This is a genomic window from Methylocapsa sp. S129 (assembly GCF_009765995.1).
Taxonomy (GTDB): Bacteria; Pseudomonadota; Alphaproteobacteria; order Rhizobiales; family Beijerinckiaceae; genus Roseiarcus.
This window is the reverse complement of record NZ_LMUI01000019.1, coordinates 63912-86436: the sequence shown is the minus strand read 5'-3', so window position 1 is coordinate 86436 and position 22525 is coordinate 63912. Positions and strand designations below refer to the sequence as shown.

Annotated in this window: 24 protein-coding genes; 13 read left to right on the top strand and 11 right to left on the bottom strand. The window is 62.9% G+C overall.

Translation table 11 applies throughout. The annotated features are described in order from the left end of the window. Window positions 1–132 precede the first annotated feature (132 nt). Window positions 133–1503: a PleD family two-component system response regulator gene (locus GSQ90_RS11960; protein WP_158815071.1), complete on the bottom strand. Its 1371-nt coding sequence runs from the start codon at window positions 1501–1503 to the stop codon at window positions 133–135. Window positions 1504–1507: 4 nt separating this feature from the next. After that, the gene (locus tag GSQ90_RS11955; protein ID WP_158815070.1) at window positions 1508–1879 is read right to left on the bottom strand and encodes a response regulator; all 372 of its coding nucleotides are present in this window, start codon (window positions 1877–1879) and stop codon (window positions 1508–1510) included. 100 nt (window positions 1880–1979) lie between these two features. Here GSQ90_RS11955 and GSQ90_RS11950 point away from each other — a divergent pair, with 100 nt between their 5' ends. Then, window positions 1980–2288: a DUF3572 domain-containing protein gene (locus GSQ90_RS11950; RefSeq protein WP_158815069.1), complete on the top strand. Its 309-nt coding sequence runs from the start codon at window positions 1980–1982 to the stop codon at window positions 2286–2288. Continuing rightward, window positions 2285–3589: a DNA polymerase IV gene (locus GSQ90_RS11945; RefSeq protein ID WP_246731551.1), complete on the top strand. Its 1305-nt coding sequence runs from the start codon at window positions 2285–2287 to the stop codon at window positions 3587–3589. Before GSQ90_RS11950 ends, GSQ90_RS11945 begins: the two co-directional genes overlap by 4 nt. Before the next feature lie 24 nt (window positions 3590–3613). Here GSQ90_RS11945 and GSQ90_RS11940 read toward each other — a convergent pair whose 3' ends face one another. Beyond that, window positions 3614–4429: a cell envelope integrity EipB family protein gene (locus tag GSQ90_RS11940; RefSeq protein WP_158815068.1), complete on the bottom strand. Its 816-nt coding sequence runs from the start codon at window positions 4427–4429 to the stop codon at window positions 3614–3616. A gap of 156 nt (window positions 4430–4585) precedes the next feature. Between GSQ90_RS11940 and GSQ90_RS11935 the strand changes: the two genes are divergently transcribed. The 5 genes from GSQ90_RS11935 to GSQ90_RS11915 all read left to right on the top strand — a co-directional run bounded on the left by GSQ90_RS11935 (window position 4586) and on the right by GSQ90_RS11915 (window position 8564). Then, on the top strand, window positions 4586–5056 hold the full coding sequence (locus GSQ90_RS11935) for a RidA family protein (protein WP_158815067.1): 471 nt from the start codon (window positions 4586–4588) through the stop codon (window positions 5054–5056). A 1-nt stretch (window position 5057) separates the two neighbouring features. Continuing rightward, a complete protein-coding gene (locus tag GSQ90_RS11930) occupies window positions 5058–5834 on the top strand; it encodes a glycerophosphodiester phosphodiesterase family protein (RefSeq protein ID WP_158815066.1) in 777 nt (258 codons plus the stop codon). A 114-nt stretch (window positions 5835–5948) separates the two neighbouring features. After that, a complete protein-coding gene (locus GSQ90_RS11925; RefSeq protein WP_158815065.1) occupies window positions 5949–7133 on the top strand; it encodes a GNAT family N-acetyltransferase in 1185 nt (394 codons plus the stop codon). 82 nt (window positions 7134–7215) lie between these two features. Continuing rightward, the gene (locus tag GSQ90_RS11920; protein WP_158815064.1) at window positions 7216–7944 is read left to right on the top strand and encodes an SDR family oxidoreductase; all 729 of its coding nucleotides are present in this window, start codon (window positions 7216–7218) and stop codon (window positions 7942–7944) included. Continuing rightward, the gene (locus tag GSQ90_RS11915) at window positions 7944–8564 is read left to right on the top strand and encodes a 2-hydroxychromene-2-carboxylate isomerase (protein ID WP_158815063.1); all 621 of its coding nucleotides are present in this window, start codon (window positions 7944–7946) and stop codon (window positions 8562–8564) included. The genes GSQ90_RS11920 and GSQ90_RS11915 overlap by 1 nt, the downstream gene beginning before the upstream one ends. On the opposite strand, the gene GSQ90_RS11910 is transcribed toward GSQ90_RS11915, so the two are convergent. Continuing rightward, the gene (locus GSQ90_RS11910) at window positions 8561–9706 is read right to left on the bottom strand and encodes an MFS transporter (RefSeq protein ID WP_158815062.1); all 1146 of its coding nucleotides are present in this window, start codon (window positions 9704–9706) and stop codon (window positions 8561–8563) included. The two genes, GSQ90_RS11915 and GSQ90_RS11910, sit on opposite strands and share 4 nt — an antisense overlap. A gap of 121 nt (window positions 9707–9827) precedes the next feature. Between GSQ90_RS11910 and GSQ90_RS11905 the strand changes: the two genes are divergently transcribed. Continuing rightward, window positions 9828–10259 carry an HIT family protein gene (locus tag GSQ90_RS11905; RefSeq protein ID WP_158815061.1) on the top strand — a complete coding sequence of 144 codons (432 nt, stop codon included), beginning with the start codon at window positions 9828–9830 and terminating at the stop codon, window positions 10257–10259. 27 nt (window positions 10260–10286) lie between these two features. Here the strand turns inward: GSQ90_RS11905 and clpA are convergent, their stop codons facing one another. The 3 genes from clpA to GSQ90_RS11890 form a co-directional block, all read right to left on the bottom strand. Then, window positions 10287–12785 carry an ATP-dependent Clp protease ATP-binding subunit ClpA gene (clpA, locus tag GSQ90_RS11900; protein WP_158815060.1) on the bottom strand — a complete coding sequence of 833 codons (2499 nt, stop codon included), beginning with the start codon at window positions 12783–12785 and terminating at the stop codon, window positions 10287–10289. A gap of 10 nt (window positions 12786–12795) precedes the next feature. Beyond that, a complete protein-coding gene (gene clpS, locus GSQ90_RS11895; protein ID WP_371418360.1) occupies window positions 12796–13146 on the bottom strand; it encodes an ATP-dependent Clp protease adapter ClpS in 351 nt (116 codons plus the stop codon). Between the two features lie 389 nt (window positions 13147–13535). Beyond that, window positions 13536–13871: a phasin family protein gene (locus GSQ90_RS11890; RefSeq protein WP_158815059.1), complete on the bottom strand. Its 336-nt coding sequence runs from the start codon at window positions 13869–13871 to the stop codon at window positions 13536–13538. Between the two features lie 458 nt (window positions 13872–14329). On the opposite strand from GSQ90_RS11890, the gene GSQ90_RS11885 reads away from it, so the two are divergent. After that, on the top strand, window positions 14330–16186 hold the full coding sequence (locus tag GSQ90_RS11885) for a D-alanyl-D-alanine carboxypeptidase (protein WP_158815058.1): 1857 nt from the start codon (window positions 14330–14332) through the stop codon (window positions 16184–16186). A gap of 54 nt (window positions 16187–16240) precedes the next feature. On the opposite strand, the gene GSQ90_RS11880 is transcribed toward GSQ90_RS11885, so the two are convergent. The 4 genes from GSQ90_RS11880 to GSQ90_RS11865 all read right to left on the bottom strand — a co-directional run bounded on the left by GSQ90_RS11880 (window position 16241) and on the right by GSQ90_RS11865 (window position 19309). Next, window positions 16241–16957: a DnaJ domain-containing protein gene (locus tag GSQ90_RS11880; RefSeq protein ID WP_158815057.1), complete on the bottom strand. Its 717-nt coding sequence runs from the start codon at window positions 16955–16957 to the stop codon at window positions 16241–16243. Window positions 16958–17047: 90 nt separating this feature from the next. Then, the gene (locus tag GSQ90_RS11875; protein WP_158815056.1) at window positions 17048–17755 is read right to left on the bottom strand and encodes a VWA domain-containing protein; all 708 of its coding nucleotides are present in this window, start codon (window positions 17753–17755) and stop codon (window positions 17048–17050) included. Between the two features lie 76 nt (window positions 17756–17831). Next, on the bottom strand, window positions 17832–18266 hold the full coding sequence (locus tag GSQ90_RS11870; protein ID WP_158815055.1) for a DUF1489 family protein: 435 nt from the start codon (window positions 18264–18266) through the stop codon (window positions 17832–17834). A 374-nt stretch (window positions 18267–18640) separates the two neighbouring features. After that, a complete protein-coding gene (locus tag GSQ90_RS11865; RefSeq protein WP_158815054.1) occupies window positions 18641–19309 on the bottom strand; it encodes a Pr6Pr family membrane protein in 669 nt (222 codons plus the stop codon). Between the two features lie 177 nt (window positions 19310–19486). Here GSQ90_RS11865 and GSQ90_RS11860 point away from each other — a divergent pair, with 177 nt between their 5' ends. From GSQ90_RS11860 to GSQ90_RS11845, 4 genes are all read left to right on the top strand, one after another. After that, entirely contained in the window at window positions 19487–20440 is a 954-nt protein-coding gene (locus tag GSQ90_RS11860; RefSeq protein WP_158815053.1) for an adenosine deaminase, read from the top strand. A 23-nt stretch (window positions 20441–20463) separates the two neighbouring features. Beyond that, window positions 20464–21276, top strand: coding sequence for an AraC family transcriptional regulator (locus GSQ90_RS11855; RefSeq protein WP_158815052.1), 813 nt, complete (start codon window positions 20464–20466; stop codon window positions 21274–21276). Between the two features lie 91 nt (window positions 21277–21367). Continuing rightward, the gene (locus GSQ90_RS11850; RefSeq protein WP_158815051.1) at window positions 21368–21979 is read left to right on the top strand and encodes a LysE family translocator; all 612 of its coding nucleotides are present in this window, start codon (window positions 21368–21370) and stop codon (window positions 21977–21979) included. A gap of 202 nt (window positions 21980–22181) precedes the next feature. Continuing rightward, the gene (locus GSQ90_RS11845; RefSeq protein ID WP_246731550.1) at window positions 22182–22493 is read left to right on the top strand and encodes an endonuclease domain-containing protein; all 312 of its coding nucleotides are present in this window, start codon (window positions 22182–22184) and stop codon (window positions 22491–22493) included. Window positions 22494–22525: the final 32 nt, after the last annotated feature.

Sequence of the window (22525 nt, the reverse complement as noted above, 5' to 3'; positions counted from 1 at the left end):
TAGTTAATTTACTTTAAACGCGCCGCCGCGCCAAATTATGGATTTCCGCCGGTCTGGTCCGTGATCCCAGCACAGCGCGCGCGAGCGCACCCGTCGATCTCATTCCCGCAAGGAACTCGGGCTTCCCAACGATCAAGCCGCGTCGGCGGTCACACGGTTGCGCCCTTCGGATTTCGACCGGTAGAGCGCACGATCGGCCCGGCGATAGAGCGAATCCGGATCGCTGTCGGGTCCGCGGCCCGCGATGCCGATCGACACGGTGATAGATATCGTCCGTCCCGCGCTGTCGATCACGAAAGGTTCTTCCTGAATGGCGGAGCGGGTGCGCTCGGCGACTTTCGCGGCAATTTCAAGCGACGAATTGGGCATGACGATCACGAATTCCTCGCCGCCGAGGCGGCAAAGCAAATCACCTCCGCGTATGACGCCGCGCAGACGATCGGCGAAACCCTTGAGCACTTCATCGCCGCAATCGTGACCATGGGTGTCGTTGACGTTCTTGAAATGGTCGATGTCGAAAATCATTAGGGATAATGGCGCGCGGCGGCGTTGCGCCTGATCGAGCATTGTCGCGAGATGCGTTTCGAGGAAACGACGATTGTTAAGCCCCGTCAGAGGGTCGACTAGCGCAAGCTCGATCGACTGCTGAACCTTGTTGCGGAGGCTGTCGGCATAGCGCTTGTGACGCAATTGCGTCTGAGCGCGCGCCAGCAATTCATTGCGATCGATCGGCCGCGCCAGATAGTCATTGACGCCAAGATCGAGCGCGCGAAGAACGCGCGTGCGGTCATCGGCCTCGGCGATCGCCAGAATCGGCAGATTGCGCGTCCGCTCCAGAGAGCGGATTTGGCTGCAAAGCCGCAGTCCGTCGTAATTTTCCAGCCCAAGGCTGACGACGAACAAATCGCAATCGTCTTCGGCGGCCTTGAACAAGGCCCGATGCGCGTCGGTCTCGACCGTCACCTCATGGTGAGGGCTGAGCGCCTGAACGATCCGCTCCGAGGAGCTGGCGCGGTCGTCGACGAGCAGAATTCGCCCTTTCTTGCCGTCGTCGGCGGTCATCGCGAAAGCGCCCTCGCGCGCGCCAGGCGACAGGGCCTTGCTGGCGCCGCTGCGCAATTCGTCGATCACCACTTTGAGGCGGGCGAGCGATTTGACGCGCGCGACCAGGGCGACTTCGTCAATAGGTTTGGTCAGGAAGTCGTCGGCCCCCGCTTCGAGGCCGCGCACCCGATCGGCGGGTTGGTCCAGGGCGGTCACCATGACTACGGGCAGATGCGCGGTCGCTGGATTGTTCTTGATGCGGCGACAGACTTCGAAGCCATCCATGCCCGGCATCATCACATCGAGTAGGACGATGTCGCATGAGCCCTCGGCGCAAATCCCCAAGGCTTCGGGGCCGTTGGCAGCGGTTAGAACGTCGAAATATTCCGCGCTAAGACGCGCCTCCAGCAGTTTGACGTTGGGCGGAATGTCGTCAACGACGAGAATGCGGGCAGTCATGGGATCACTTCTCTCCCAGAAAATGGTCGATCGTCTCGAAAAATTTGACGACGGAGATGGGCTTTGAAAGATAGGCCTCGCATCCGCCTTGCCGAATTTTTTCCTCATCGCCCTTCATGGCGAACGCCGTCACCGCGATGATCGGAATCGAGCGCAGTTCTTCATCGTCCTTGAGCCATTGCGTGACCTGCAGCCCCGAAACTTCCGGCAATTGAATATCCATAAGGATCAGGTCGGGGCGGTGTTTGCGCGCGAGTTCGACAGCCTCGACGCCGTTCCGGGTCTGGATGATCCGGCACCCTCTCGATTCCAGGAGATCGTTGAAGAGCTTCATATTCAACTCGTTGTCTTCTACGATCAGCACGGTCTTGGCCATTTCAGCTTCCAAATCAAGCGGCGGCGCCTAGCCGACCTTAGACGGGCGCAACCTGTTTGCGAGCCTAACCCAGAGACATTGACGAAAGGAAAACCTCGCCATGAGGCCCAACCAAAAAGCCTCGCTATCCACAGGCGCTGAGGCCGCAGCGCAGATGGCCATCGAGGCGCTCGCCTGGCTTGCCGCCGACGACGATCGGCTGGGGCGCTTCCTGACCCTCTCCGGTCTTGGCCCTGAAAATCTGCGAAAAGCGGCGGCGGAGCCGCGCTTTCTCGCTGCTATACTCGATTATCTCGCCTCAAACGAGGCGCTGCTGGTCGATTTTGCGCGCGATAGCGCGCGAAACCCCGAAGAAGTGGCGCGGGCGCACGCCGTCCTCCACGGACCCGAGGTCAGGGCGGCGCTGTGATCTCCCATGGCGCCGAGGGCGCCCGCGTCGTCTTGTGTAGGGATTGTCTGGTTGAATCGCCGGGCGGCGATTCCAGCCGATGCGCCCTGTGCGGTTCGCCGCGCCTCGTCGCCTACCCCCACGGCAACGCTCTCACGATCGCCCATATCGATTGCGACGCGTTCTATGCATCAATTGAAAAGCGCGACAATCCGACGCTCTGGGATCGGCCCCTCATCGTCGGGGGCGGCCGGCGCGGCGTCGTTTCGACCTGCTGCTACGTCGCCCGCACTTTTGGCGTGCGCTCCGCCATGCCGATGTTCCAGGCGCTCAAGCTTTGCCCCGAGGCGGTCGTCATCGGGCCCGACATGGCCAAATATGTTCGCGTCGGCCGCCAGATCAGATCGCTGATGCAGGATCTGACGCCGCTCGTCGAGCCGATCTCGATCGACGAGGCGTTTCTTGACCTGACCGGCTGTGAAGGCGTGCATGGCGCCGGCGCGCCGTTGACACTGGCGCGCCTGGCCAGAAAGATAGAAAGCGAGATCGGTCTCACCGTTTCGATTGGCCTGAGCGACTGCAAGTTTCTTGCTAAATTGGCCTCGGACCTCGACAAGCCGCGCGGCTATACGATTGTCGAGCGGGTTCAGGCGATGGCGCTGCTGGCCCCCATGCCCGTCAGCCGGATCTGGGGCGTCGGCAAGGTTGCGCAAACCCGACTGAACAACGCAGGTTTGCGCCTGATCGGCGACATCCAGGCGCTGGACGAGACGACGATGTTCGCCCGGCACGGGGCGGAAGGCGGCCGGCTATGGCGCCTTGCACGCGGCATTGACAAACGGCGCGTGACGCCGGAGCGCGAAACCAAGAGCATTTCGAGCGAAACAACCTTCGACGTAGACACCGCCGACAAGGAGCACCTCACCCGCACCTTGCTCGTCATGTGCGAGCGCGTCGCAGCCCGGCTCAAAAAGCAGCAACTCGCCTGCAAAAGCGTGACGCTCAAGCTTCGGACAGCCGATTTCAAGCTGCGCACGCGCGCCAGGTCCGGCTTCGAGCCGACCCAACTCGCGACGCGGCTGTTCCTCGTGGCGCGCTCCCTGCTAGAGAAGGAATTGGACGGCGCCCGCTTTCGCCTGCTGGGCGTTTCAACCGCCGATTTCGCCGCCGCGGAGGGCGCCGATCAAGGCGATCTTGTCGACAAAGACATCGGGCGCGAGAGGGCGCGCGAGGACGCCATCGATTCCCTGCGTGAGAAGTTCGGCGCGAGCGCCGTCGTCCGCGGGCTGGCCTTCAAAGCGACGACGCCCAAGCGACCCTGATCGCGACCATGGCGGTCGCGCGTTCTATTTGGCGCAAGGGGCGGCGGGCAGCAGTTCGAGCTTCGTCAACTGGGCGGCGAGCGAAAACGAGCCATAGTCCAGTTTCAGACTGCCCGAAACGCCGTTCTCATAGAGATCGAACGACAGAACATATTCCGGCGCCGAATCTTTCTTGGCGGCGTCGAAATAGGAGATCGCCACGGGCCAGCGCCGCAGCGCCTTGAGCGAATCGGCCGCATCGGCGTCTGCGCCCGGCGCGGTCGCCTCTTTGCCGACGACGGTCAGCGTATCGAAAATTTTCTCGCCGGTGTCAGAGCCATCGAAAACGCGCGCCTCCAGGACGCTGCCGCCCGATTTCGCCGTCTCGATGATGCGCGCGATATGCTGCGTCGGAAACAATATGTCCTTGCCCAACGCCAGGGTTTCTTCTTTTGGCTGAGTCAGGTTGACCGAAATGTCGCCCGCATCCGAACGCGTCGCGCTGCCGTCGATCGGGGTCTGGGCATTGTCGGACAGGCTCGTATCGATGCGGAATCGCAACGTCTTGGCTTGCCCATCTTCGAATGTGACCGCCTTGGTGTCTGACGAGATCGGCGCCCCCTCGCCCCGTTGCAGCTCGGTCACCTGGCGAAAGGTGGCTGCATAACCTTCACAGGACGAACCATGAAATTCATAGGCGATCAGCCCGCTCGCGGAGACCGGCGCCTGCGAGCCGTTTCCTTTAGCCAGGCTGATCTGGTACGCCGCGCGATGAGCGGCGAGCGGCATGACGGCATCCGCGCGCGCCGCGCCCAGAGAGGTCGCCAGAGCGAACGCGGCCATCGCCAATCTCAGCTTCATACATCCAGCTCCCTCGGCAACCCGGCGCGAATGCGCGGGGCAAAAAAATACGGTGGCCCGCCATCATTGCAACGTCAGCGGGCTGACGTAGACTGATCCCGACTCCAGAACCATTATGCGCCTAGCGCTGCGCTATGGCCAAAAGAAGGACATATTATGAGCCAGATCGCTTCGCGTCTCGAAGAATTGGGGATTGTTCTCCCCGCTCCCGTAGCGCCCATCGCCAATTACGTCCCCTACGCGCGCATTGGCCGCATGCTGGTCATATCAGGCCAATTGCCGCTCGGATCGGACGGCAAGATCGCGCCGGCGCATATCGGCAAGCTGGGCCCTCATTCGCCCATTGACGGCGCCCGCGAGGCGGCCCGGCTTTGTGCGATCAACCTGCTCGCCCAGGCCAGTGCGGCCCTCGGCGATCTCGATTCCATCACGCAGGTGGTGCGGCTCGGAGGGTTCTTCAACGTGGCTTCCGATTTCGATTCGCTGCCGCAGGCGATGAATGGCGCCTCCGATCTGATGGCGGCCTTGTTTGGAGAACGGGGACGACACGCCCGGACGACCGTCGGCGTCGCCCACCTGCCCCTCAACGCCCTGGCCGAAGTCGAAGCGATGTTCGAAGTCGCCTGAAATGGCTCTCAACGCGCCGCATTGGTTGACGGCCAGCCCGATCGCGCATCGTGGGCTTCATGACGCCCACAGGCGCATTGTGGAGAACACGCTCGGCGCGGCCGAAGGCGCAGTCGCGCACAAGGCGGCGATCGAATGCGACGTGCAAGCCAGCGCCGACGGCGAGGCGATGGTTTTTCACGACGCAACCCTCGATCGGCTGACCCTTTCCAGCGGATTGCTCTCGCAGAAAACGACGCAAGAATTACAGGGCATAAGCTACAGGGCGAGTCCTGAGCGGATTCCGACCTTGGTCGAACTGCTGCAGCGCGTCGCCGGCCGAACGCCCGTGATTTGCGAAATCAAGAGCGCGTTCGACGGCGACATGCGGCTGGCGGAGCGCGTGGCGCGGATCGCCGCCAATTATAGCGGTCCGCTCGCGTTGAAAAGCTTCGATCCCGCGATCATCGCCCATTTCCGCGGCGGCGCGAATCCGCCCGGACCGCAGGGAAGCCCCTGCCCTTTGGGGATCGTCGCCGAAGCCAGCTACGACGGCGAATATTGGAGCGCGTTGTCGGCGGAACAGAAAATCCGTCTCGCCAATTTTCTTCACTATCGTGAAACCAAGCCCGATTTCCTGTCCTATTGCGTCGACGATCTGCCCAACGCGACACCGTTCCTGCTGCGCACGCTTAATGCGACCCCGGTGATGGCCTGGACCGTCCGCACGCAAGCGCAAAGGCAAGCGGCGGCGCAATGGGCCGATCAAATTATTTTCGAGGGGGAGCCATCGCCTTAGCATCCTCCTGCGACCCCGCCCTGCGACGATCGAGCGTGGATTTTTCCGCCCTCGCCGCATTGCAGCCTTCCTCGATGACTCTATGTTGAGGGCGAAAGCAGCCCATGAGCGCCTATGTCCCCGTCTGAGCTAAAGGTCCGCATCGCCCGAGACATCGCCAAGATCGACGCCGCCCAGTGGGATGCTTGCGCCAACCCCCCAGGCCTCAACGAAGAAGCGTCCGGGGGCGAACGCTTCAATCCGTTCGTCAGCCACGCTTTTCTGCTGGCCCTCGAACAATCCGGCTCGGTGGGCGGGCGCAGCGGTTGGGCGCCGATGCATGTGATTGTGGAGGATCAGGCGGACCGCCTGATCGCGGCCGCGCCGACCTACGCCAAGAGCCATTCACAGGGCGAGTATGTTTTCGACCACGGCTGGGCGCAGGCCTATGCGCAAGCCGGCGGGCGCTATTATCCCAAACTTCAGGTCGCCGTCCCCTTTACGCCGGCGACAGGACGGCGCCTGCTGGTCGCCCAGAACGCGCCGCCGGGAACGCGCGCGACGCTCGTGGCAGCCTTGCGCGGCCTGTGCAAAGCGATCAACGCCTCCTCAATCCACGTCACCTTCGCCAATGCCCAGGACTGCGCGGCGCTGGAGGAGGCCGGCTTCTCGCTGCGGACGGGCGAGCAGTTTCACTTCGCCAATCCCGGCTATGCCGATTTCGAAACGTTCCTGGCCGAACTCTCCTCGCGCAAGCGCAAGAATATCAGGCGCGAGCGCAAGGACGCTCTGGCGGACGGTGTCAGCGTCGAATGGGTGACGGGCGCGGCTCTGAAGCGCGAACACTGGGACGCCTTTTTCGCGTTCTACATGGATACGGGGTCGCGCAAATGGGGCAACCCCTATCTGACCCGAAAGTTCTTTGACCTGGTCGGAGCCTCCATGGCCGACCGCGTCCTGTTGGTGATGGCCAAACGGGACGGGCGTTATATCGCCGGCGCGATCAATTTCATCGGCGACGATGCGCTTTACGGGCGCAATTGGGGCGCGATCGAAGAGCGCCCGTTCCTGCATTTCGAGGTCTGCTATTATCAGGCGATCGACTTTGCGATCCAGCGCGGGCTCAAACGCGTCGAGGCCGGCGCGCAGGGCGAACATAAGCTCGCGCGCGGCTATCGCCCTGTCCCGACTTTTTCGCTTCATGACTTCGCGGATAAAAGATTGGGCGACGCGGTCGCTGAATATCTCGCCCGCGAACGGATCGCGGTCGAGGAGACGATCGCGCTCTATGAAGAGCACGCGCCCTTTCGCAAGGCGTAACCCGCACGCCGTCGGCCTGGTTGTAGCGCGCCGGCTTCTATGAAATCCTGCATCCAACAATTGCCTCGGGATAGGGCGCCGCATGACAGCAAAAGCTTCCGCCCTGATTATTGGAGCTGGTGACGCAACAGGCGGCGCGATCGCGCGGCGGTTTGCGCGCGAAGGGCTCATCGCCTGCGTCGTCCGCCGCCACGAGGACAAGCTGGCGCCGCTCGTCGCCCAGATCGTAGCCGATGGCGGGCGGGCGCGTGCGTTCGGCGTCGACGCGCGCGATGAAGATTCTGTCATTGCGCTGTTCGAGACGATCGAGCGCGATGTCGCGCCGCTCGACATCGTCGTTTTCAATATCGGCGCCAATGTCAATTTCCCGATCCGCGACACGACGGCGCGCGTTTACCGGAAAGTCTGGGAAATGGCTTGTTTCGCTGGCTTTCTAACCGGCCGCGAAGCCGCACGGAAAATGACGCCGCGCCAGAGTGGGACAATCATCTTCACCGGCGCCAGCGCCAGCCTGCGCGGCCGCTCCGGCTTTGCGGCTTTCTCGGGCGCGAAACATGCGCTGCGCGGGCTCGCTCAATCCATGGCCAGGGAACTTGGCCCCGAGGGCGTTCATGTCGCCCATGTCGTGATCGACGGCGCTATCGACACGCCATGGATCCGCGAGAATTTTCCCGAACGGGCGGCCTTGAAGCCGCAAGAGGGTATTCTCGAACCCGACGCGATCGCGGAAATGTACTGGATGCTCCATTGCCAGCCGCGCAGCGCCTGGACGCATGAACTCGATCTGCGTCCCTGGATGGAGGCCTGGTGATGTCAAAGCAACAGCCGACGGTCGAGCATCATTTCGATTTCGGCAGCCCCAACTGCTATTTCGCCCACCGCGTCATCGGCGCGATCGAACAACGGACGGGTGCGACTTTCACCTACGTCCCAATTCTGCTCGGCGGCGTGTTCAAGGCGACCAACAATCAGGCCCCGCTAATCGCCTTCAAGGATATCGCCAATAAGCTCGCTTACGACCGCCTCGAGATCAGGCGGTTCATCGCGCGCCACCGCCTCGACCGGTTCAGAATGAATCCGCATTTTCCTGTGAACACATTGCAGATCATGCGAGGCGTTACGGCCTTACAGGACGACCCTTCGTTCATGGCGACGGTTGAGGCCCTTTTCTGCCTGATGTGGGAAGACGGCAAGAAAATGGACGATGCCGAAATCATCGTCCAATCGTTGAACGAGCGCGGACTCGACGGCAAGGCGTTCCTAGCCCGCGCAAGCGAGCCTGACGTCAAAGCCAAACTCATGGCCAACACCGAACGCTCGGTGGCGCGCGGCGCTTTCGGCGCGCCGACCTTCTTCGTCGGCGACGAAATCTATTTCGGCAAGGATCGCCTGCGTGATGTCGAGGAGGCGATCGTCGCGGCGACGGGCTAGCGCATGGAATTGGCCGTCAGCGCAATGACGCAAGCGCATGCGGCGAGCAGCCAGAGGCTGAACTTAAGACCAAACATCGTCGCCAGCGCGCCGATCAGCACGGGGCCGAGCAGCAGGCCGGAATAGCCGGCGCTCGCGGCCATCGCCACGCCGGCGGCCGGCGAAGATCCGGCGCGCGCCGCGGCGCTGAAGACGATCGGCACGACATTCGACACGCCGAGGCCGACCAGGCCAAAGCCGATCGCGCTCGCCAGAGGATGCGGCGCCGTCAGCGCGCCGGCAATTCCCACGGCAGATGCTATTCCCCCCAATCGCACGGTCCTCGCCTGCCCGAATCGCGCGACAAACCAGTCGCCGCCGAGCCGACCGATCACCATCGCGGCCGAAAATACGGCATAGCCGGCGGCCGCGAGCGATGGCGGCGCGGCAAGATCATTGGCGAGATAGACGGCGCTCCAATCGCCGACCGCGCCCTCGCACAGCAGGCCGAGCGCGACGCAGCCGCAAAGCCAAAGCGCCGCGCGATCTGGCCAGACGAAGCGCGGCGCAACAGCCGGCGGCGGCGCGTCGGGATCGCGCAACGCGCGCCAGGTCAGGGCGACAGCCACGATATTGATGAGCGCGACAAGGCTCATCGCGCTGACCAAGGGCGACGAGCGCGTCGCCATCGCCGCGCCAAGCGCCGCGCCGCCGAGGCCGCCAACGCTGAACGCCGCGTGAAAGGACGACATGATCGGGCCGCCCCAGCGCGTCTCAATGCCGCTGGCGAGACCGTTCATCGAAACGTCGAGCGCCCCATTGGTCAGGCCGAGCACGAAGGCCGCCCCGATCAGCGCGGCAAAGTTGGGCGCGAGGCCCGGACCGAACATCGCCAGGGCGAAGGCAAGCGCGGCGAAACGGGTCGCGCGGGCGACGCCGAGGCGCGGCGCCAGCATTCCCGTCATCGGCATCGATAGAACGGCGCCCGCCGCAAAGCCAAGCAACGCCAGACTGAGCGCGCCGTCGGACAGATGCAGCCGTGCTTGCAGCAACGGCATCGAAGCGGCCCAGGCGCCGATCCCCAAGCCGTTGCAGAGGAAAATCAAGCTATTGGCGGCGCGCTCGGTCCTGCGAGCGACGGGCGAGGCAGAGACCGAATTCACTAATTCCTCTCTTGGCCGCGCCGCTGTTCATTGGCTGTGGCCCGTCGCCGCCGAATCCTGTTTTCAACAACGACGATCTACAGCAAGATCGCCCGACCCCTACCCTGAATCAGAGTCCCCCATGTCCCCAGTCTATGATTCCAACAACATCTTCGCCAAAATCCTGCGCGGCGAGGCGCCGTGCACGCGGGTCTATGAGGATGAGGTCGCACTGGCCTTCATGGACATCATGCCGCGCGCGGAGGGGCATCTCCTTGTTATACCCAAGGCTCCGGCGCGCAACATTCTGGATTTGGCGCCGGCGGCGCTCGCCCGTTTCATGCCCTCGGTTCAGAAGGTCGCGATCGCGGCCAAAGCCGCCATGGCGGCCGACGGGCTGTCGATCATGCAGTTCAACGAAAGCGCGGGCGGACAAGTAGTTTTCCACCTGCACTTCCACATTCTGCCGCGCTGGACCGGCGTCGAATTGCGCCCGCCTGGCGGCCCGATCGAAAAGAGCGGCAAACTCGCAGCCAATGCGGCGAAGATCGCCGCGGCGCTGAAGGAATCATAAAGCGCCGGCGCGCGTTGGCGCCTCCTGCTATTGTGGCGTCGCGTCTCCGGGAACCACCTGCGGCTCCGTTCCTGGCGTTTCGCCGGACGGGTTCTCGTCCGGCTCGGCGGGCGCGTCGCCCTCGCCGCGTTTGCGCGGCGACCTCGCTTTGCGCACCTCGGGCTCGTCGGTGGCGCGCTTGCGGCCCGCCACCAGCAGATCGCGCTCGAGCCGCGGCTGCGCCGGGCCTTCGGGATAGACAAAGCCGAGCTTTTTCACGCCGCTGTCGTCGCCCGTCACCACGACGCGCACGATGCCGCCGTTTTTCAGCCGGCCAAACAGCACTTCGTCGGCAAGCGGCGTCTTGATCTCCTTCTGGATGACGCGCGCCATCGGCCGCGCGCCCATCGCCTCGTCATAGCCGTTCTTGACCAGCCAGGCGCGCGCTTCATCCGACAATTCGATCGTCACATTACGGTCGGCGAGCTGCGCCTCCAACTGCAGGATGAACTTGTCGACGACGCGTGCGATCACCTCTTCGGGCAAGCGGCCGAATGGCACGATCGCATCGAGGCGGTTGCGGAATTCGGGCGCAAACAGCCGATTGATCGCCTCGGTGTCGTCGCCTTCACGCTTCGAACTATGGAAGCCGAACGCCGCCTTCGCCATATCCTGGGCGCCCGCATTGGTGGTCATGATGAGGATCACATTGCGGAAATTGATCTGCTTGCCCGAATGATCCGTCAGCTTGCCGTGATCCATGATCTGCAGGAGAATATTGAACAGGTCCGGATGGGCCTTTTCGATTTCATCGAGCAGCAGCACGCAATGGGGATGTTGATCGATGGCGTCGGTCAACAGGCCGCCCTGGTCGAAGCCGACATAGCCGGGCGGCGCGCCGATCAGGCGCGATACCGTATGCCGCTCCATATATTCCGACATATCGAAGCGGATGAGTTCGACGCCAAGGCTTGACGCCAATTGGCGCGCCGCCTCGGTCTTGCCGACGCCGGTCGGCCCGGAAAACAAATAGGAGCCGATCGGCTTTTCAGGATCGCGCAGGCCCGCCCGCGCAAGCTTGATCGCCGAAGACAGCGCCGCGATGGCCTCGTTCTGGCCATAGACCACGCGCTTGAGCGTGTCTTCAAGATGCTGGAGAACCTCGGCGTCGTCCTTGGAGACGGATTTGGCCGGGATTCGCGCCATGGTGGCGATCGTCGCTTCGATCTCCTTGATGCCGATGGTCTTTTTCCGTTTGGCTTCGGCCACGAGCATTTGCGACGCGCCGGTTTCGTCGATCACGTCGATCGCCTTATCGGGCAATTTGCGATCGTGGATGAAGCGCGCGGAAAGCTCCACCGCCGCCCGCACCGCCTCGTTGGTGTAGCGGATCTTGTGGAACTCCTCGAAATAGGGCTTCAGCCCCTTGAGGATTTCGATGGCGTCTTCGACCGTCGGCTCGTTGACGTCAATCTTCTGGAACCGCCGGACCAAAGCGCGGTCCTTCTCGAAATATTGGCGATATTCCTTGTAAGTCGTAGAGCCGATGCAGCGCAGGACCCCCTGCGCCAGCGCCGGCTTGAGCAGGTTCGAGGCGTCCATAGCGCCGCCCGACGTCGCGCCGGCGCCGATGACGGTGTGGATTTCGTCGATGAACAGAATCGCGTCTTTGTGCTGTTCAATCTCCTTCATCACCTGCTTGAGGCGTTCCTCGAAGTCGCCGCGGTAACGGGTGCCGGCCAGCAGCGCGCCCATATCGAGGGCGAAGACGGTGGCGTTGGCGAGCACTTCAGGCACCGCGCCATTGATGATCTTATGGGCGAGCCCTTCGGCGATCGCCGTCTTGCCGACGCCCGGTTCCCCCACCAGCAGCGGATTGTTCTTCTGGCGCCGGCACAGCACCTGAATCGTGCGCTGCACCTCGGCCTCGCGCCCGATCAACGGATCGATCTTGCCATCCTTCGCTTTTTTGTTGAGGTTTACGCAATAAGCATCGAGGGCTGCTTCCTTTTTCTTCTGATCTGGCCCCTCTTTCGAATCCTTGGAATCGCGTGATTCATGATCGTCCTCGGCGCCGCGCGGCGTCTTCGAGGCGTCTGTCATGCCGGGCCGCTTGGCGATGCCATGGCTGATATAATTGACCGCGTCATAGCGCGTCATGTCCTGCTCTTGCAGGAAGAACGCGGCGTGACTTTCACGCTCGGCGAAGATGGCGACCAGAACATTGGCGCCGGTCACTTCTTCGCGACCGGAAGATTGAACGTGAATCACGGCGCGCTGGACCACGCGCTGGAAGCCGGCCGTCGGCTTGGCTTCCTCGCGGGTTTCGATAACCAGATTTTCGAGTTCGGTATCGACGTATTGCGTCAGATTCTTGCGCAAGATGTCGAGATCGACGCTGCAGGCGCGCAGCACGGCCGAAGCGTCGCTGTCATCGATCAGAGACAGCAACAGATGTTCGAGAGTCGCATATTCGTGCCGCCGCTCGTTGGCGACGCCGAGCGCCCGGTGCAGAGTTTTTTCCAGTGCGCGAGAAAAGGATGGCATTGCGCGCCTTTCACTTCTTTTCCATGATGCATTGCAGCGGGTGTTGGTTCTTGCGGGCGTGGTCCATGACCTGGGCGACCTTGGTCTCGGCGATCTCGTATGTGAAGACGCCGCATTCGCCCACGCCGTGATGGTGCACATGCAGCATGATCTGCGTCGCCTCTTCAGGGTTCTTATTAAAATAGGATTGCAGAACGAGAATTACAAACTCCATGGGCGTGTAATCGTCATTCAGCAGCAAAACACGATACATGCTCGGGCGCTTGGTTTGCGTGCGCGTGCGCGTAATAACGGCTGTTCCGCTGCCCGGCCCTTCGGGAGCCTTGCGCGGTTCGCGCGCGCCGACCGGCGCAATGCGCAGAAGCTGGGGCGGGCTCGCTCTCGTAGCGCCCGCCGCTGGGCGGCCAGCGCTGCGTGGAGAAAACAGCCAGCGCGCCAGAAGCGCCACTCCGGCCCTGAAACGACTGACCACCAAATGCGGTTCGCCGATCACCTTCAACCTCTCATCACACTGAGCGGCGCACGATCAGTACCGGGGCGGCCTCTCCAGTAAAACTCATCCACCCAATCTAGGCGCCTTATGCGCGATATGAAAGAGGATTGTGCGTCCGCGCCCGGATCAAAAATCAGACAGCCGGCAAATGATGCGCGGAGCGTAAAAACAAAAATAGGGCCGGCTTTTCAGCCGACCCTTGCACAAGGCGCGCGATGATGGAGCGCCTAATCCAGCAATAGAAATGGTGTGGATGATTACTTGGCCGGCGCCTTGACGTAGGCGGATTCGATCGGCTTGAACGCTTCCTTGGCGAGCTTGGCGTAAAGTTCGCTAACCTTGGTCGCCTGAGCGACAAAACCTTCATACGCGCTCTTGGCGAATTCGGTTTGAATCTGAATCGCCGTCTCGATGCTCTTGGCGCCGAGAAGCTTCTCGACAACCGACGTATTGGCGGCGATCGTCTTCTTCGAATAGTCCGTGGTCTCGGTCGCAATTTCCTGCAGACCCTTCGAGAACGAAGTGGTCGCCGCGGTCGCGGCCTCAAGCTGCTGTTTGCCGAATTTCTGCATTTCTTCAACGTTGGTGAACATGGTTTTGGCCTTTCAATTTTGCCGCCGCACTTCAAACGGCGAGGCGTGATCGCGGCGCGACCAGCGGTCCGACGCAAGCTCGATGCGATCACGATGCGACCCCATCCCTGCCCGGCTTATGTATGTGCAGTGCACAAAAATGTCAATCGATTATCTTGCACCGCACCATTTCCATGTTTTACAGCGCGTCATTCCTTAACGCCAGATAATCGGTATCGATAAACTTGCATTCATTTTCAACCGCTTGCCTCAATTTCAAGAACCATCGCGCGGTCCACCAAGCGTTAATCATCTCGCATTTTATCGCGCCAATTCATCGGCTTGGAGAGCGATGAAGCGGAATGAGCGCTCGCCGTTAACCCCGCCGTAACCGCATCCCCATACGGTTTGCTTGTGTGTGCGTGAAGCAACTGTCGCTGCCTTGGCGCTTTTGCTGGTTTGCTTCAAGGGGCGGTTTCATGGCGTTGCGTTTTGGAAAGATCGGGTCGAGACGCGCGACCCCCCTGGCGGCGATTGGCGCTGCTTTGGCCGCTCTTGCTTTATTCGCCACACCGGCCGAGGCGCGCCATTGGCGCCATTATCACTATTACGCGCGGCAGCACTATCGCTCTTACGCCAGGCAGCCAGCCGCTCCGTCCCCGGCGTTCGCCGCCCTGGTCGTCGATGCGAATTCGGGGCGCACGCTTTATGCCGCCAGCGAGAACGAGCTGCGTCACCCCGCCTCGCTGACCAAGGTGATGACGCTCTATCTCCTGTTCGAACAGCTTGAAAAGGGTCGCCTGTCCCTCGATTCGCCCATCACCATGTCCGCCCATGCCGCAAGCCAGGCGCCGTCCAAGCTTGGACTTGACCCCGGCGAGACCATCAGCGTCGACAATGCGATCAAGGCGGTTGTGACGCGCTCGGCCAATGACGTCGCCGTCGCCATCGGCGAGAATATCGCGGGCGACGAAGACAGCTTCGCCGAGATGATGACGCGCAAAGCCCATGCGCTGGGCATGTCGCGCACGACTTATGTCAACGCCTCGGGCCTGCCCGACGACAGGCAGATCACAACGGCGCATGACTTGGCCGTGCTTGGCAGAGCGGTGCAGGAGCGCTTTCCGCGCTACTTCCGCTATTTCTCGACCCATTCGTTCGACTATGCCGGCGAGACGATCGGCAATCACAATCATTTGCTGGGCCGCGTCGACGGCGTCGATGGAATCAAGACCGGCTATACCCGCGCCTCGGGCTTCAATCTCCTGACCTCCGTGCATCGGGACGGACGCGCGCTGGTGGCGGTCGTCATGGGCGGCCCTACGGCTTCTGCGCGCGACCGACTGATGGAACAGCTCATCGCCCAGCATATTGCGAGCGCGACAACCGCCCATACCGCGACCATGATCGCCGACGCTTCGACGCCCGAGCCAGCCCCGGCGTCGTCGGACCGTCGAGGGTCCGCGGCGCCGCTGCAATTGGCTGCGATGCCGCCTGCCCCGCCCGTCAGGATCGCAATGGCGACCGCCGACGCGCCCTTGCCGCCCACACGCTCGATCGCGCTCTCCAACGACGACAGGGAAGACGCCGAAGGCGACGGCGACAATGTCGAGCGCGACCCGCCCACCCCGACGCTGGAAGCCGTGCATCGCCAGGTCCGGCGCGAAATCCACGACGCGCCGGCCGCCGCGCTCGCCGCCCCCGCGCCTCCGCCGGTTCCGGTGCGCGTTGCCGACAACAATCCAGCGGCGCTCGGCTGGGTCAAGGGCCCCGACGGTGTTGCGCCGCCCGAGCCAAAGGCCAGCCAACCCGAAAAGGCGATGGCCGCCGCCGCCGCGCTTCCCGCCCTTCTGCCGCCGTCTCCTCCGGTCCGCGCCGCCGACAATAGCCCCGCTGCGCTCGGCTGGGTCAAAGGCCCCAATGGCGTCGCACCCTCCGCGGCGCCAAAGGCGGGCCCCGCCGCCAAGACGGTAGCCGCCGCTCCGGCGCGCGTCGCCGAACCGAAGGCTGCCCCGGCAAAGGCGATCGCCGCCGCCCAGCCTAAAGAGGAGACCCATGTCGCGCGCAGCGAAGACGTCCGTTCGTCCGGTCGCGATGGCTGGATGATCCAGATCGGCGCGAGCGAGAACGCGGATAAGGCCAACGACCTGCTCAATCGCGCCAAGGCGCAGAACCGGTCGACCCTCGCGTCAGCCAAGCCCTTTACGGAGAAGGTGGCGAACGGCGATTCCACTTTCTATCGCGCGCGCTTCGCCGGCCTCGATTCGTCGTCCGCCGAGGCCGCCTGCAAGACTCTGAAAAGGACGGGTTTTTCCTGCTTTGCGACACACGACTAAGCGTGAATGCGGTTTTTGATGTGCGACGAAATGCGTTTTTGAGTGGAGTTGAGTTCAATGGCGGCGCAACAGAACATCCTTGGCCTGATTGACGCGCGCCGCCAGACTGGTCGAGCCGCCATGGTCTGGATGGAGCTTCTTCATCAGGGACCGGTGCGCTCGCACAATCTCCTCGGCGGCGGCGCCCTGCGCCAGGCCCAGAACCTGATAGGCCTCATCCGGGGTCATCGCCCCCGAGCCGCCGCCTCCGGGCCGCGCGTCGCCGTTGTCTTGTGCTGTCTCGCGCCAACGGGCGAACCGGCGGTCGAGATACGTCTCTAGGAGACGCGCCCCGTCAGGATCGTCGTGCCGCGCCGTCGCATAAAGATTCAGGCATTCAGGGCGCGTAAGCATGTCCAGAGAACGTCCCTGGAAAGGCCCCGAGAGCACGATCCCGGTCATCTCGCCGCTCTCATGATCGAGACGCATTTCAAGCGTCGCCGACCGCGCGCTGGATTTTTGTCCGCCAGCGGGTCGCGCGTTTCGAGCCCCCAGACCCGAAAACAGATTCTGAATCTTGCCCCAGCCGGCGAAACCGAAAGCCACGCTCGCCACCAGCGAGGCCAAGCCGAGACTGCCCCGCAACACCAGCAGCAGCGCGCCGATCAGTCCGAGCACGCCGCCGCCCTGACGCACCAGACGCGCCGCCAAAGCGGGGCTCAGGCGGGCGAATTGCTTGATCCCGGCAAGGACCAGATAGAGAAGGAAGAGACCAGCGATCAGATTGGGCATCGTTCGAATTTTCTCGCCGCGGACGCCATCCGCCCCTATGCATCACGCGGGAACGGCGACGGCGGGCGTTAGGTTACAATGAAATGGCCCCTAGCGCATCTGGCGCAAGAGGAGGCGGGCGGCGTCTTCCTTCAGGGCCTGCGCTTCGAGGCCCGCTCTGCCCCCGGCGGCATAGGCCGCGGCGGCGCGCAAGAGTCCCTCAAGGCGATGGGCGGCGCTGGCGTCGAAAGCGCCATAGGCGCCGCCGGTGAGGCGGGCGATTTCCTGAAACGCGCGCGACGCATTCGGGTCGTCGCCTTCCTGAAACATGAACGCCTTGACCCCGGCGATCGCCAATTGGCCGGCCGTCGCCAGCAGGCCCTCGATGCTTTCCTCCATCGCGTCGCCGACGAAGACCAGCGCGCCGACCCTGGCGCGGCGCGCCTCGTCACGCGCATGGCCGAGCACTTTGCCGATCTGCGTCGCGCCGCCGCGCACCTCGATCTTGCTCATGAGGTCGCTAAGGCCCTGCCCGCCCGAGACGAATTTCGACGCGCGGCATTCGTTGAGGCCGCGGAAATAGACAAGCTGCACATCGAGGCCGCCAAGGTCGGCGGCGACCTGAAACATGCGCGCCTGCAGGCTTTGCGCGAGATCCCAGGTCGCTTGCCGGCTCATCGTCGCGTCGAGCGCGAAGATCAGGCGGCCGCGGCCCGACGCGAGCGGCGCCGGCGCCTTGCGCGCCGCTTCAACGAAGGCCGCGACATCCGGATTGACCGGTCTCTGCGCGAGCGGCGAATCGTTGTTCTCTTTGGCCAAGACCGTGCTCCGCCGTGAAATCTCTCGACCGGTTACATCGGCGTCCGGCAGCCATTCGACAAGCGGGGGCTGGCGTCTACAGCAATCCGAGGCCGCTCAGCTCACGGCGCAACGCTTCCGGCATGTCCGCGACGTCGCCGCGCCCGCGCAAGTCGGGCGGCGCATCTTTGGCGGCAAGATAACGCCAGCCCTGGAACGGGCGATAGGGGCGCGGCAGGACCGGCGTGACCTGTGGCTGCATCCACAGACGGCAGCGGCCGATCCCGTCCGCATCCATAAAAGTCTCGATGTCCTTCAGCTCCTGGCGCGCCGCGACCTGGCCGCGAATGACCCAGTAGAGCGACCCGCCGTCGAGCAATTCGGCGCCGCGCTTGGGCGCCATCCGCGTCACATGCAGCGAAAGCTGCCGCTCGCCGCGCTTCCGGCGCTCTGCGATACGTTCAGCGATCCATTCCTCGAGGTCTTCGATCGACTCGGCGCCGACGCATAGTTTGATCAGATGAAGAGCCATGCCTTGATTATGGCGCGGCGCGCGGGGAAAGCGAAGGGCGCGGCGGCGCAAGGCTGTGGAGAGCTAGCGAGTTTGGTACCGCGAAATGAGGTTTTTCAAGGCGTTGCGAGGCGGTTTAGTTTCGCGCCCAGCGTCGCTCGCCTCCTGTGCGGATGTCGGTCGAGGCGAGGACAAAGCGCAGCGTGAAAGAAATGCTGCCTTTTCGAGCGCGCATGATATTTCAGCGATAAGCAATTGATGTATAATATAAAATTGTCTAAAATAGAAATACGACGAACGCCGCTCGCTAACCCCCATCTTCCACGTTTATCCCTCGCACTATCTGTTGAACGAAGAGATGCGGCGACATAGAGCGGACGGACGTCGGTCTACGCCTATTCCTCCCGTGTCCGCCGCGCCAGCCAATGATCCAGCCCGACCAGTGCGAAGCCCCCCGCCACAAACCCTAGCGCCATCGGCAGCGCGTTCGTCGCCATCTGGAGCCACCCAATCCTAGCCACATCCATGAACGGATAGGCGTAAACGCCTTCAACCGCGCCTCTCGTCAGCGCGTAGCCGAAATAGGCGACCGGCAACAGCAACCAAAGCCATGGATCGCGGCGCGTAAGGCCGCCCTTGGGCGCGAAAATCAGCCAGAACAGCGGGACCAGCACCGTCGTCACCTTATGCAGGAGCAAATCGGCCAGTTTCGCGCCGCCGCTCAATTCGACGACGAGGCCGCGCAACAGCAGGCCGGAAACAATGCCGACGAGGAGCATCGCGAGCGTCGCGCCGCCCAATAGCGCCGGCGACCCGAATTGACGCCGGCCCAATGCGGCGCCGGTTAAAACCAGCGCCGCCAGAAAATTGGCGATGATCGTAAAATAGCGAAACATGATCCAGAGCGTTTCGGCGACCGATCCCAGCCGCTCGAAGCTCGCGCTGAATTGAAGCGCCATCCCGATCCAGAGGATCAAAGCGATGATTCCGGCGACGATGCGCGCGGTTGCGGATGCGGCGCCTGCCGATTGCCCGAGCGCTGGCGCGCGCCTATGCCACGGCATAAAACGCCTCGACGAAGTTTCCAGGGCCACGATCGTCGTCCGACTTCATGCGCCTCTCCGGGACCAAGATTCGGATTCTGCTTAGCAAAAAATGGACGATGGTCGCACGAAGATCAATGGCCACCGCCATCGATCGAGATTTTTGAACGATGGATGTGGCGCTGCTATGGGTTGACAATGGCCCCGGATTTTCAGGCCGCATTGATAACCGGCGACATCGACGCCGTGCGGCGCTGCGCGAAAAGCGATCTGCACAACCACGCCATGCTCGGAGGGGCGCGCGACTTCCTCGCGCAACGCACGGGGCGGAACATCGCGCCGCTCGATCGAAAGCTCGGATCGATGGCCGAGATGCACGCCTTCGTGCAGGGAGCCGTCGGCGAACTGTTCCAAAACCGCGAGGGACGGCTGCTCGCCTTCGAAGCGACGCTTGTTCAGGCTCGTCAAGACGGCGTAACGCGTCTTGAGATCGGCGAAGATGTCTGGGCGATCACGTTTTATGAGGGTTCGGCGGCGGAATTGACGCGCAATCTCCAACAATTGCACGCTCTCGCGGCGCCCGACATCGCATGGGTTCCGCAACTCGGACTGTCGCGCCACTGCCCGCTGGCGGCGATCGAGCGTTGGCTCCGGCCCTTTCTGGAGCTTGGATTCTACCAAACCCTGGACCTGTCAGGCGATGAACTCGCGCAGCCGATCGAAGCGTTCAAACCGGTCTTTCGGCGGGCGAAAGACGCCGGATTGCGCGTGAAAGCCCATGTCGGAGAATGGGGCGGCGCCGAAGACGTCTGGCGAGCCGTTGAGGAGCTGGCGCTCGATGAGGTCCAGCATGGAATCGCCGCCGCCCATTCGCCAGCCGTCATGCGTTTCCTCGCGGACAACCACATCCGCCTTAACATTTGTCCGACGTCCAACGTGATGCTCGGCCGTGTGGCGAACCTGGCGACGCATCCGATCCGCCAGCTTTATGATGCGGGCGTGCCGGTGACGGTGAATACGGATGACGTCCTCGTCTTCGGTCAGGGCGTGTCGGAAGAGTTTCTGAGCCTGTATGATGCCGGCCTGTTCAGCGCCGCGGAACTCGACGACATCCGACACACGGGCTTGACGGACCCCTATCCGCCACGATGATGGTCGAAAATCCGGACAAAGGGATGACCAAAGGGCAGTTCAAAATATTGCGTTGCGAAGCCGCCGGCGTGCAGGCTGTCGAGGCCGCGACGCGCCATGCCTTTGCGCGCCATTCGCACGAGCAATATGGCGTTGGCGTCATTCATCAGGGCGCGCATAAATCCCATAGCGGCCGCGGCATGGTGGAAGCGGGCGCCGGCGATGCGATCACGGTCAATCCTGGCGAAGTGCATGATGGAGCGCCGATCGGCGGCGCCGGCCGGTCCTGGCGGATGCTCTATTTCGATCCGCCGGTGATTGTCGACGCGATCTCCGACATCGGCGAAGGCGCATCGCAATCCCAGGAATTCTTCCACCCCGTCATGCGCGACGCCAGAATCGCCGCCGCGTTCCAACACCTTTTCCAGGCGATGACAAAGGGCGGCGGCGGTTCGTCCGAGATTCGCCGTGAAGAACTGTTGTTGGGACTGCTGGCGGGAATCATCCGCGAACGCGGCGAAGCCGATGTCCTGCGATCGGCCCCTATGGCGATCCACCGAGCCCAAAATCGGATCGACGATGAGCCCGCCGCCTCGGTCACGCTGGCCGATCTCGCACGGGACTGCGGACTAAGCCGGTTTCAGGTTCTGCGCGGCTTCGTCCGCGCCACCGGCTTCACGCCGCATGCCTATCTCCTGCAGCGGCGGACCGATCTTGCGCGCCGGTCGATCGCGCGCGGAACGCCTCTGGCGGACGCCGCCGCTCTCAGCGGCTTTGCCGATCAGAGCCACATGACGCGGACATTCCTGCGCAAATACGGGATTTCGCCCGGCGCCTATGCGGCCGCCTTCGCCTGATTGGCTCCGCCTGCAATCCCGTTCAAGACGCACGGCTCTTCGTCGGCTTCCATGCGGCCGCACGCGGAAAGCCCGCCGTCGGAGAAGCGCCATGAGTCTCGAATTCCTGATCACGTCGTTCATCATCGTCGTATCGCCTGGAACAGGCGTTCTCTACACCTTGGCGACCGGCCTCTCGCGCGGCGCGCGCGCCAGCGTGGCGGCGGCCTTTGGCTGCACGATCGGGATTGTCCCCCATATCGCGGCGGCGATCGGCGGCTTGGCGGCGATCCTGCACGCCAGCGCCCTCGCCTTCCAGAGCTTCAAATATATCGGCGTCGCCTATCTCCTCTATCTCGCCTGGAGCGCCCTGCGCGAGAAGGGGTCGCTGAATGTCGAGAAGCAAGTCGAAGAGCGCTCGACCGTTCGGGCGATCGTCACGGCGATCCTGATCAATATTCTCAATCCAAAGCTGTCGATTTTCTTCCTCGCCTTCCTGCCGCAATTCGTGAGCGCGCAGGAGGCGCATCCGCTTTCGCACATGCTGCTGCTGAGCGGAATTTTCATGGCGATGACATTTGTCGTTTTCGTCGGCTACGGCCTGTTCGCCGCTTCCGTCCGCGACCGGATCATCGCGCGTCCGCGCGTCCTGACATGGATGCGCCGGACTTTCGCCGGCGCCTTCGTCGCGCTTGGCGCGAAACTGGCGTTCGCCGATCGGTGAGGCCCAAGCGCCGACGCAACCCCTTCTCCCGAGAATCGGGAGAAGGTGGCCCGACGAAGTCGGGTCGGATGAGGGCGCTTGCCGCGAAGCGCCGACCAAAATAGCGTTGCAATTTCACGAAGTCGCTTCAACCACACCATCGCCTATGCCGACGCGTTATCCCGAAAGACAACTTGATCAAGCGCGGCGATTGCGCCGTAATATGACCAATGCCGAAGCGACGCTTTGGCGTCTCCTGCGCGGCTCGCACGTCGACGGCCTGAAATTCCGCCGTCAGGTTCCTATCGGACCCTACATCGCCGATTTTCTCTGCTTTCAGCGTCGCTTGATCGTGGAACTGGACGGACCGCCGCATGATGGCGACGAACGCAAGAGCCGCGATGCCGCGCGCGATGATTGGCTGCGCGAGCAGGGATATCAGGTTGTACGGTTTCCCAATGATCTTATCATCGGTAGCGGGAATATTATCGTCGATCGCATCCGAGCAGCCGTCGCAGGCGCATCGACCGCGTGACGCCGGCGTTCCGCGGCAGGCGCCCTCATCCG

Excerpts from the sequence above, each read along its gene's own strand:
- GSQ90_RS11960 (WP_158815071.1), bottom strand. The coding sequence starts at position 1,503 with ATGACTGCCCGCATTCTCGTCGTTGACGACATTCCGCCCAACGTCAAA.
- GSQ90_RS11935 (WP_158815067.1), top strand. The coding sequence starts at position 4,586 with ATGAGCCAGATCGCTTCGCGTCTCGAAGAATTGGGGATTGTTCTCCCC.
- GSQ90_RS11930 (WP_158815066.1), top strand. The coding sequence starts at position 5,058 with ATGGCTCTCAACGCGCCGCATTGGTTGACGGCCAGCCCGATCGCGCAT.
- GSQ90_RS11855 (WP_158815052.1), top strand. The coding sequence starts at position 20,464 with ATGACCAAAGGGCAGTTCAAAATATTGCGTTGCGAAGCCGCCGGCGTG.
- GSQ90_RS11850 (WP_158815051.1), top strand. The coding sequence starts at position 21,368 with ATGAGTCTCGAATTCCTGATCACGTCGTTCATCATCGTCGTATCGCCT.
- GSQ90_RS11920 (WP_158815064.1), top strand. The coding sequence starts at position 7,216 with ATGACAGCAAAAGCTTCCGCCCTGATTATTGGAGCTGGTGACGCAACA.
- GSQ90_RS11870 (WP_158815055.1), bottom strand. The coding sequence starts at position 18,266 with ATGGCTCTTCATCTGATCAAACTATGCGTCGGCGCCGAGTCGATCGAA.
- GSQ90_RS11950 (WP_158815069.1), top strand. The coding sequence starts at position 1,980 with ATGAGGCCCAACCAAAAAGCCTCGCTATCCACAGGCGCTGAGGCCGCA.
- GSQ90_RS11865 (WP_158815054.1), bottom strand. The coding sequence starts at position 19,309 with ATGCCGTGGCATAGGCGCGCGCCAGCGCTCGGGCAATCGGCAGGCGCC.
- GSQ90_RS11880 (WP_158815057.1), bottom strand. The coding sequence starts at position 16,957 with ATGCCCAATCTGATCGCTGGTCTCTTCCTTCTCTATCTGGTCCTTGCC.
- GSQ90_RS11890 (WP_158815059.1), bottom strand. The coding sequence starts at position 13,871 with ATGTTCACCAACGTTGAAGAAATGCAGAAATTCGGCAAACAGCAGCTT.
- GSQ90_RS11925 (WP_158815065.1), top strand. The coding sequence starts at position 5,949 with ATGTCCCCGTCTGAGCTAAAGGTCCGCATCGCCCGAGACATCGCCAAG.
- GSQ90_RS11915 (WP_158815063.1), top strand. The coding sequence starts at position 7,944 with ATGTCAAAGCAACAGCCGACGGTCGAGCATCATTTCGATTTCGGCAGC.
- GSQ90_RS11955 (WP_158815070.1), bottom strand. The coding sequence starts at position 1,879 with ATGGCCAAGACCGTGCTGATCGTAGAAGACAACGAGTTGAATATGAAG.
- GSQ90_RS11940 (WP_158815068.1), bottom strand. The coding sequence starts at position 4,429 with ATGAAGCTGAGATTGGCGATGGCCGCGTTCGCTCTGGCGACCTCTCTG.
- GSQ90_RS11860 (WP_158815053.1), top strand. The coding sequence starts at position 19,487 with ATGGCCCCGGATTTTCAGGCCGCATTGATAACCGGCGACATCGACGCC.
- GSQ90_RS11845 (WP_246731550.1), top strand. The coding sequence starts at position 22,182 with ATGACCAATGCCGAAGCGACGCTTTGGCGTCTCCTGCGCGGCTCGCAC.
- GSQ90_RS11905 (WP_158815061.1), top strand. The coding sequence starts at position 9,828 with ATGTCCCCAGTCTATGATTCCAACAACATCTTCGCCAAAATCCTGCGC.
- clpA (WP_158815060.1), bottom strand. The coding sequence starts at position 12,785 with ATGCCATCCTTTTCTCGCGCACTGGAAAAAACTCTGCACCGGGCGCTC.
- GSQ90_RS11885 (WP_158815058.1), top strand. The coding sequence starts at position 14,330 with ATGGCGTTGCGTTTTGGAAAGATCGGGTCGAGACGCGCGACCCCCCTG.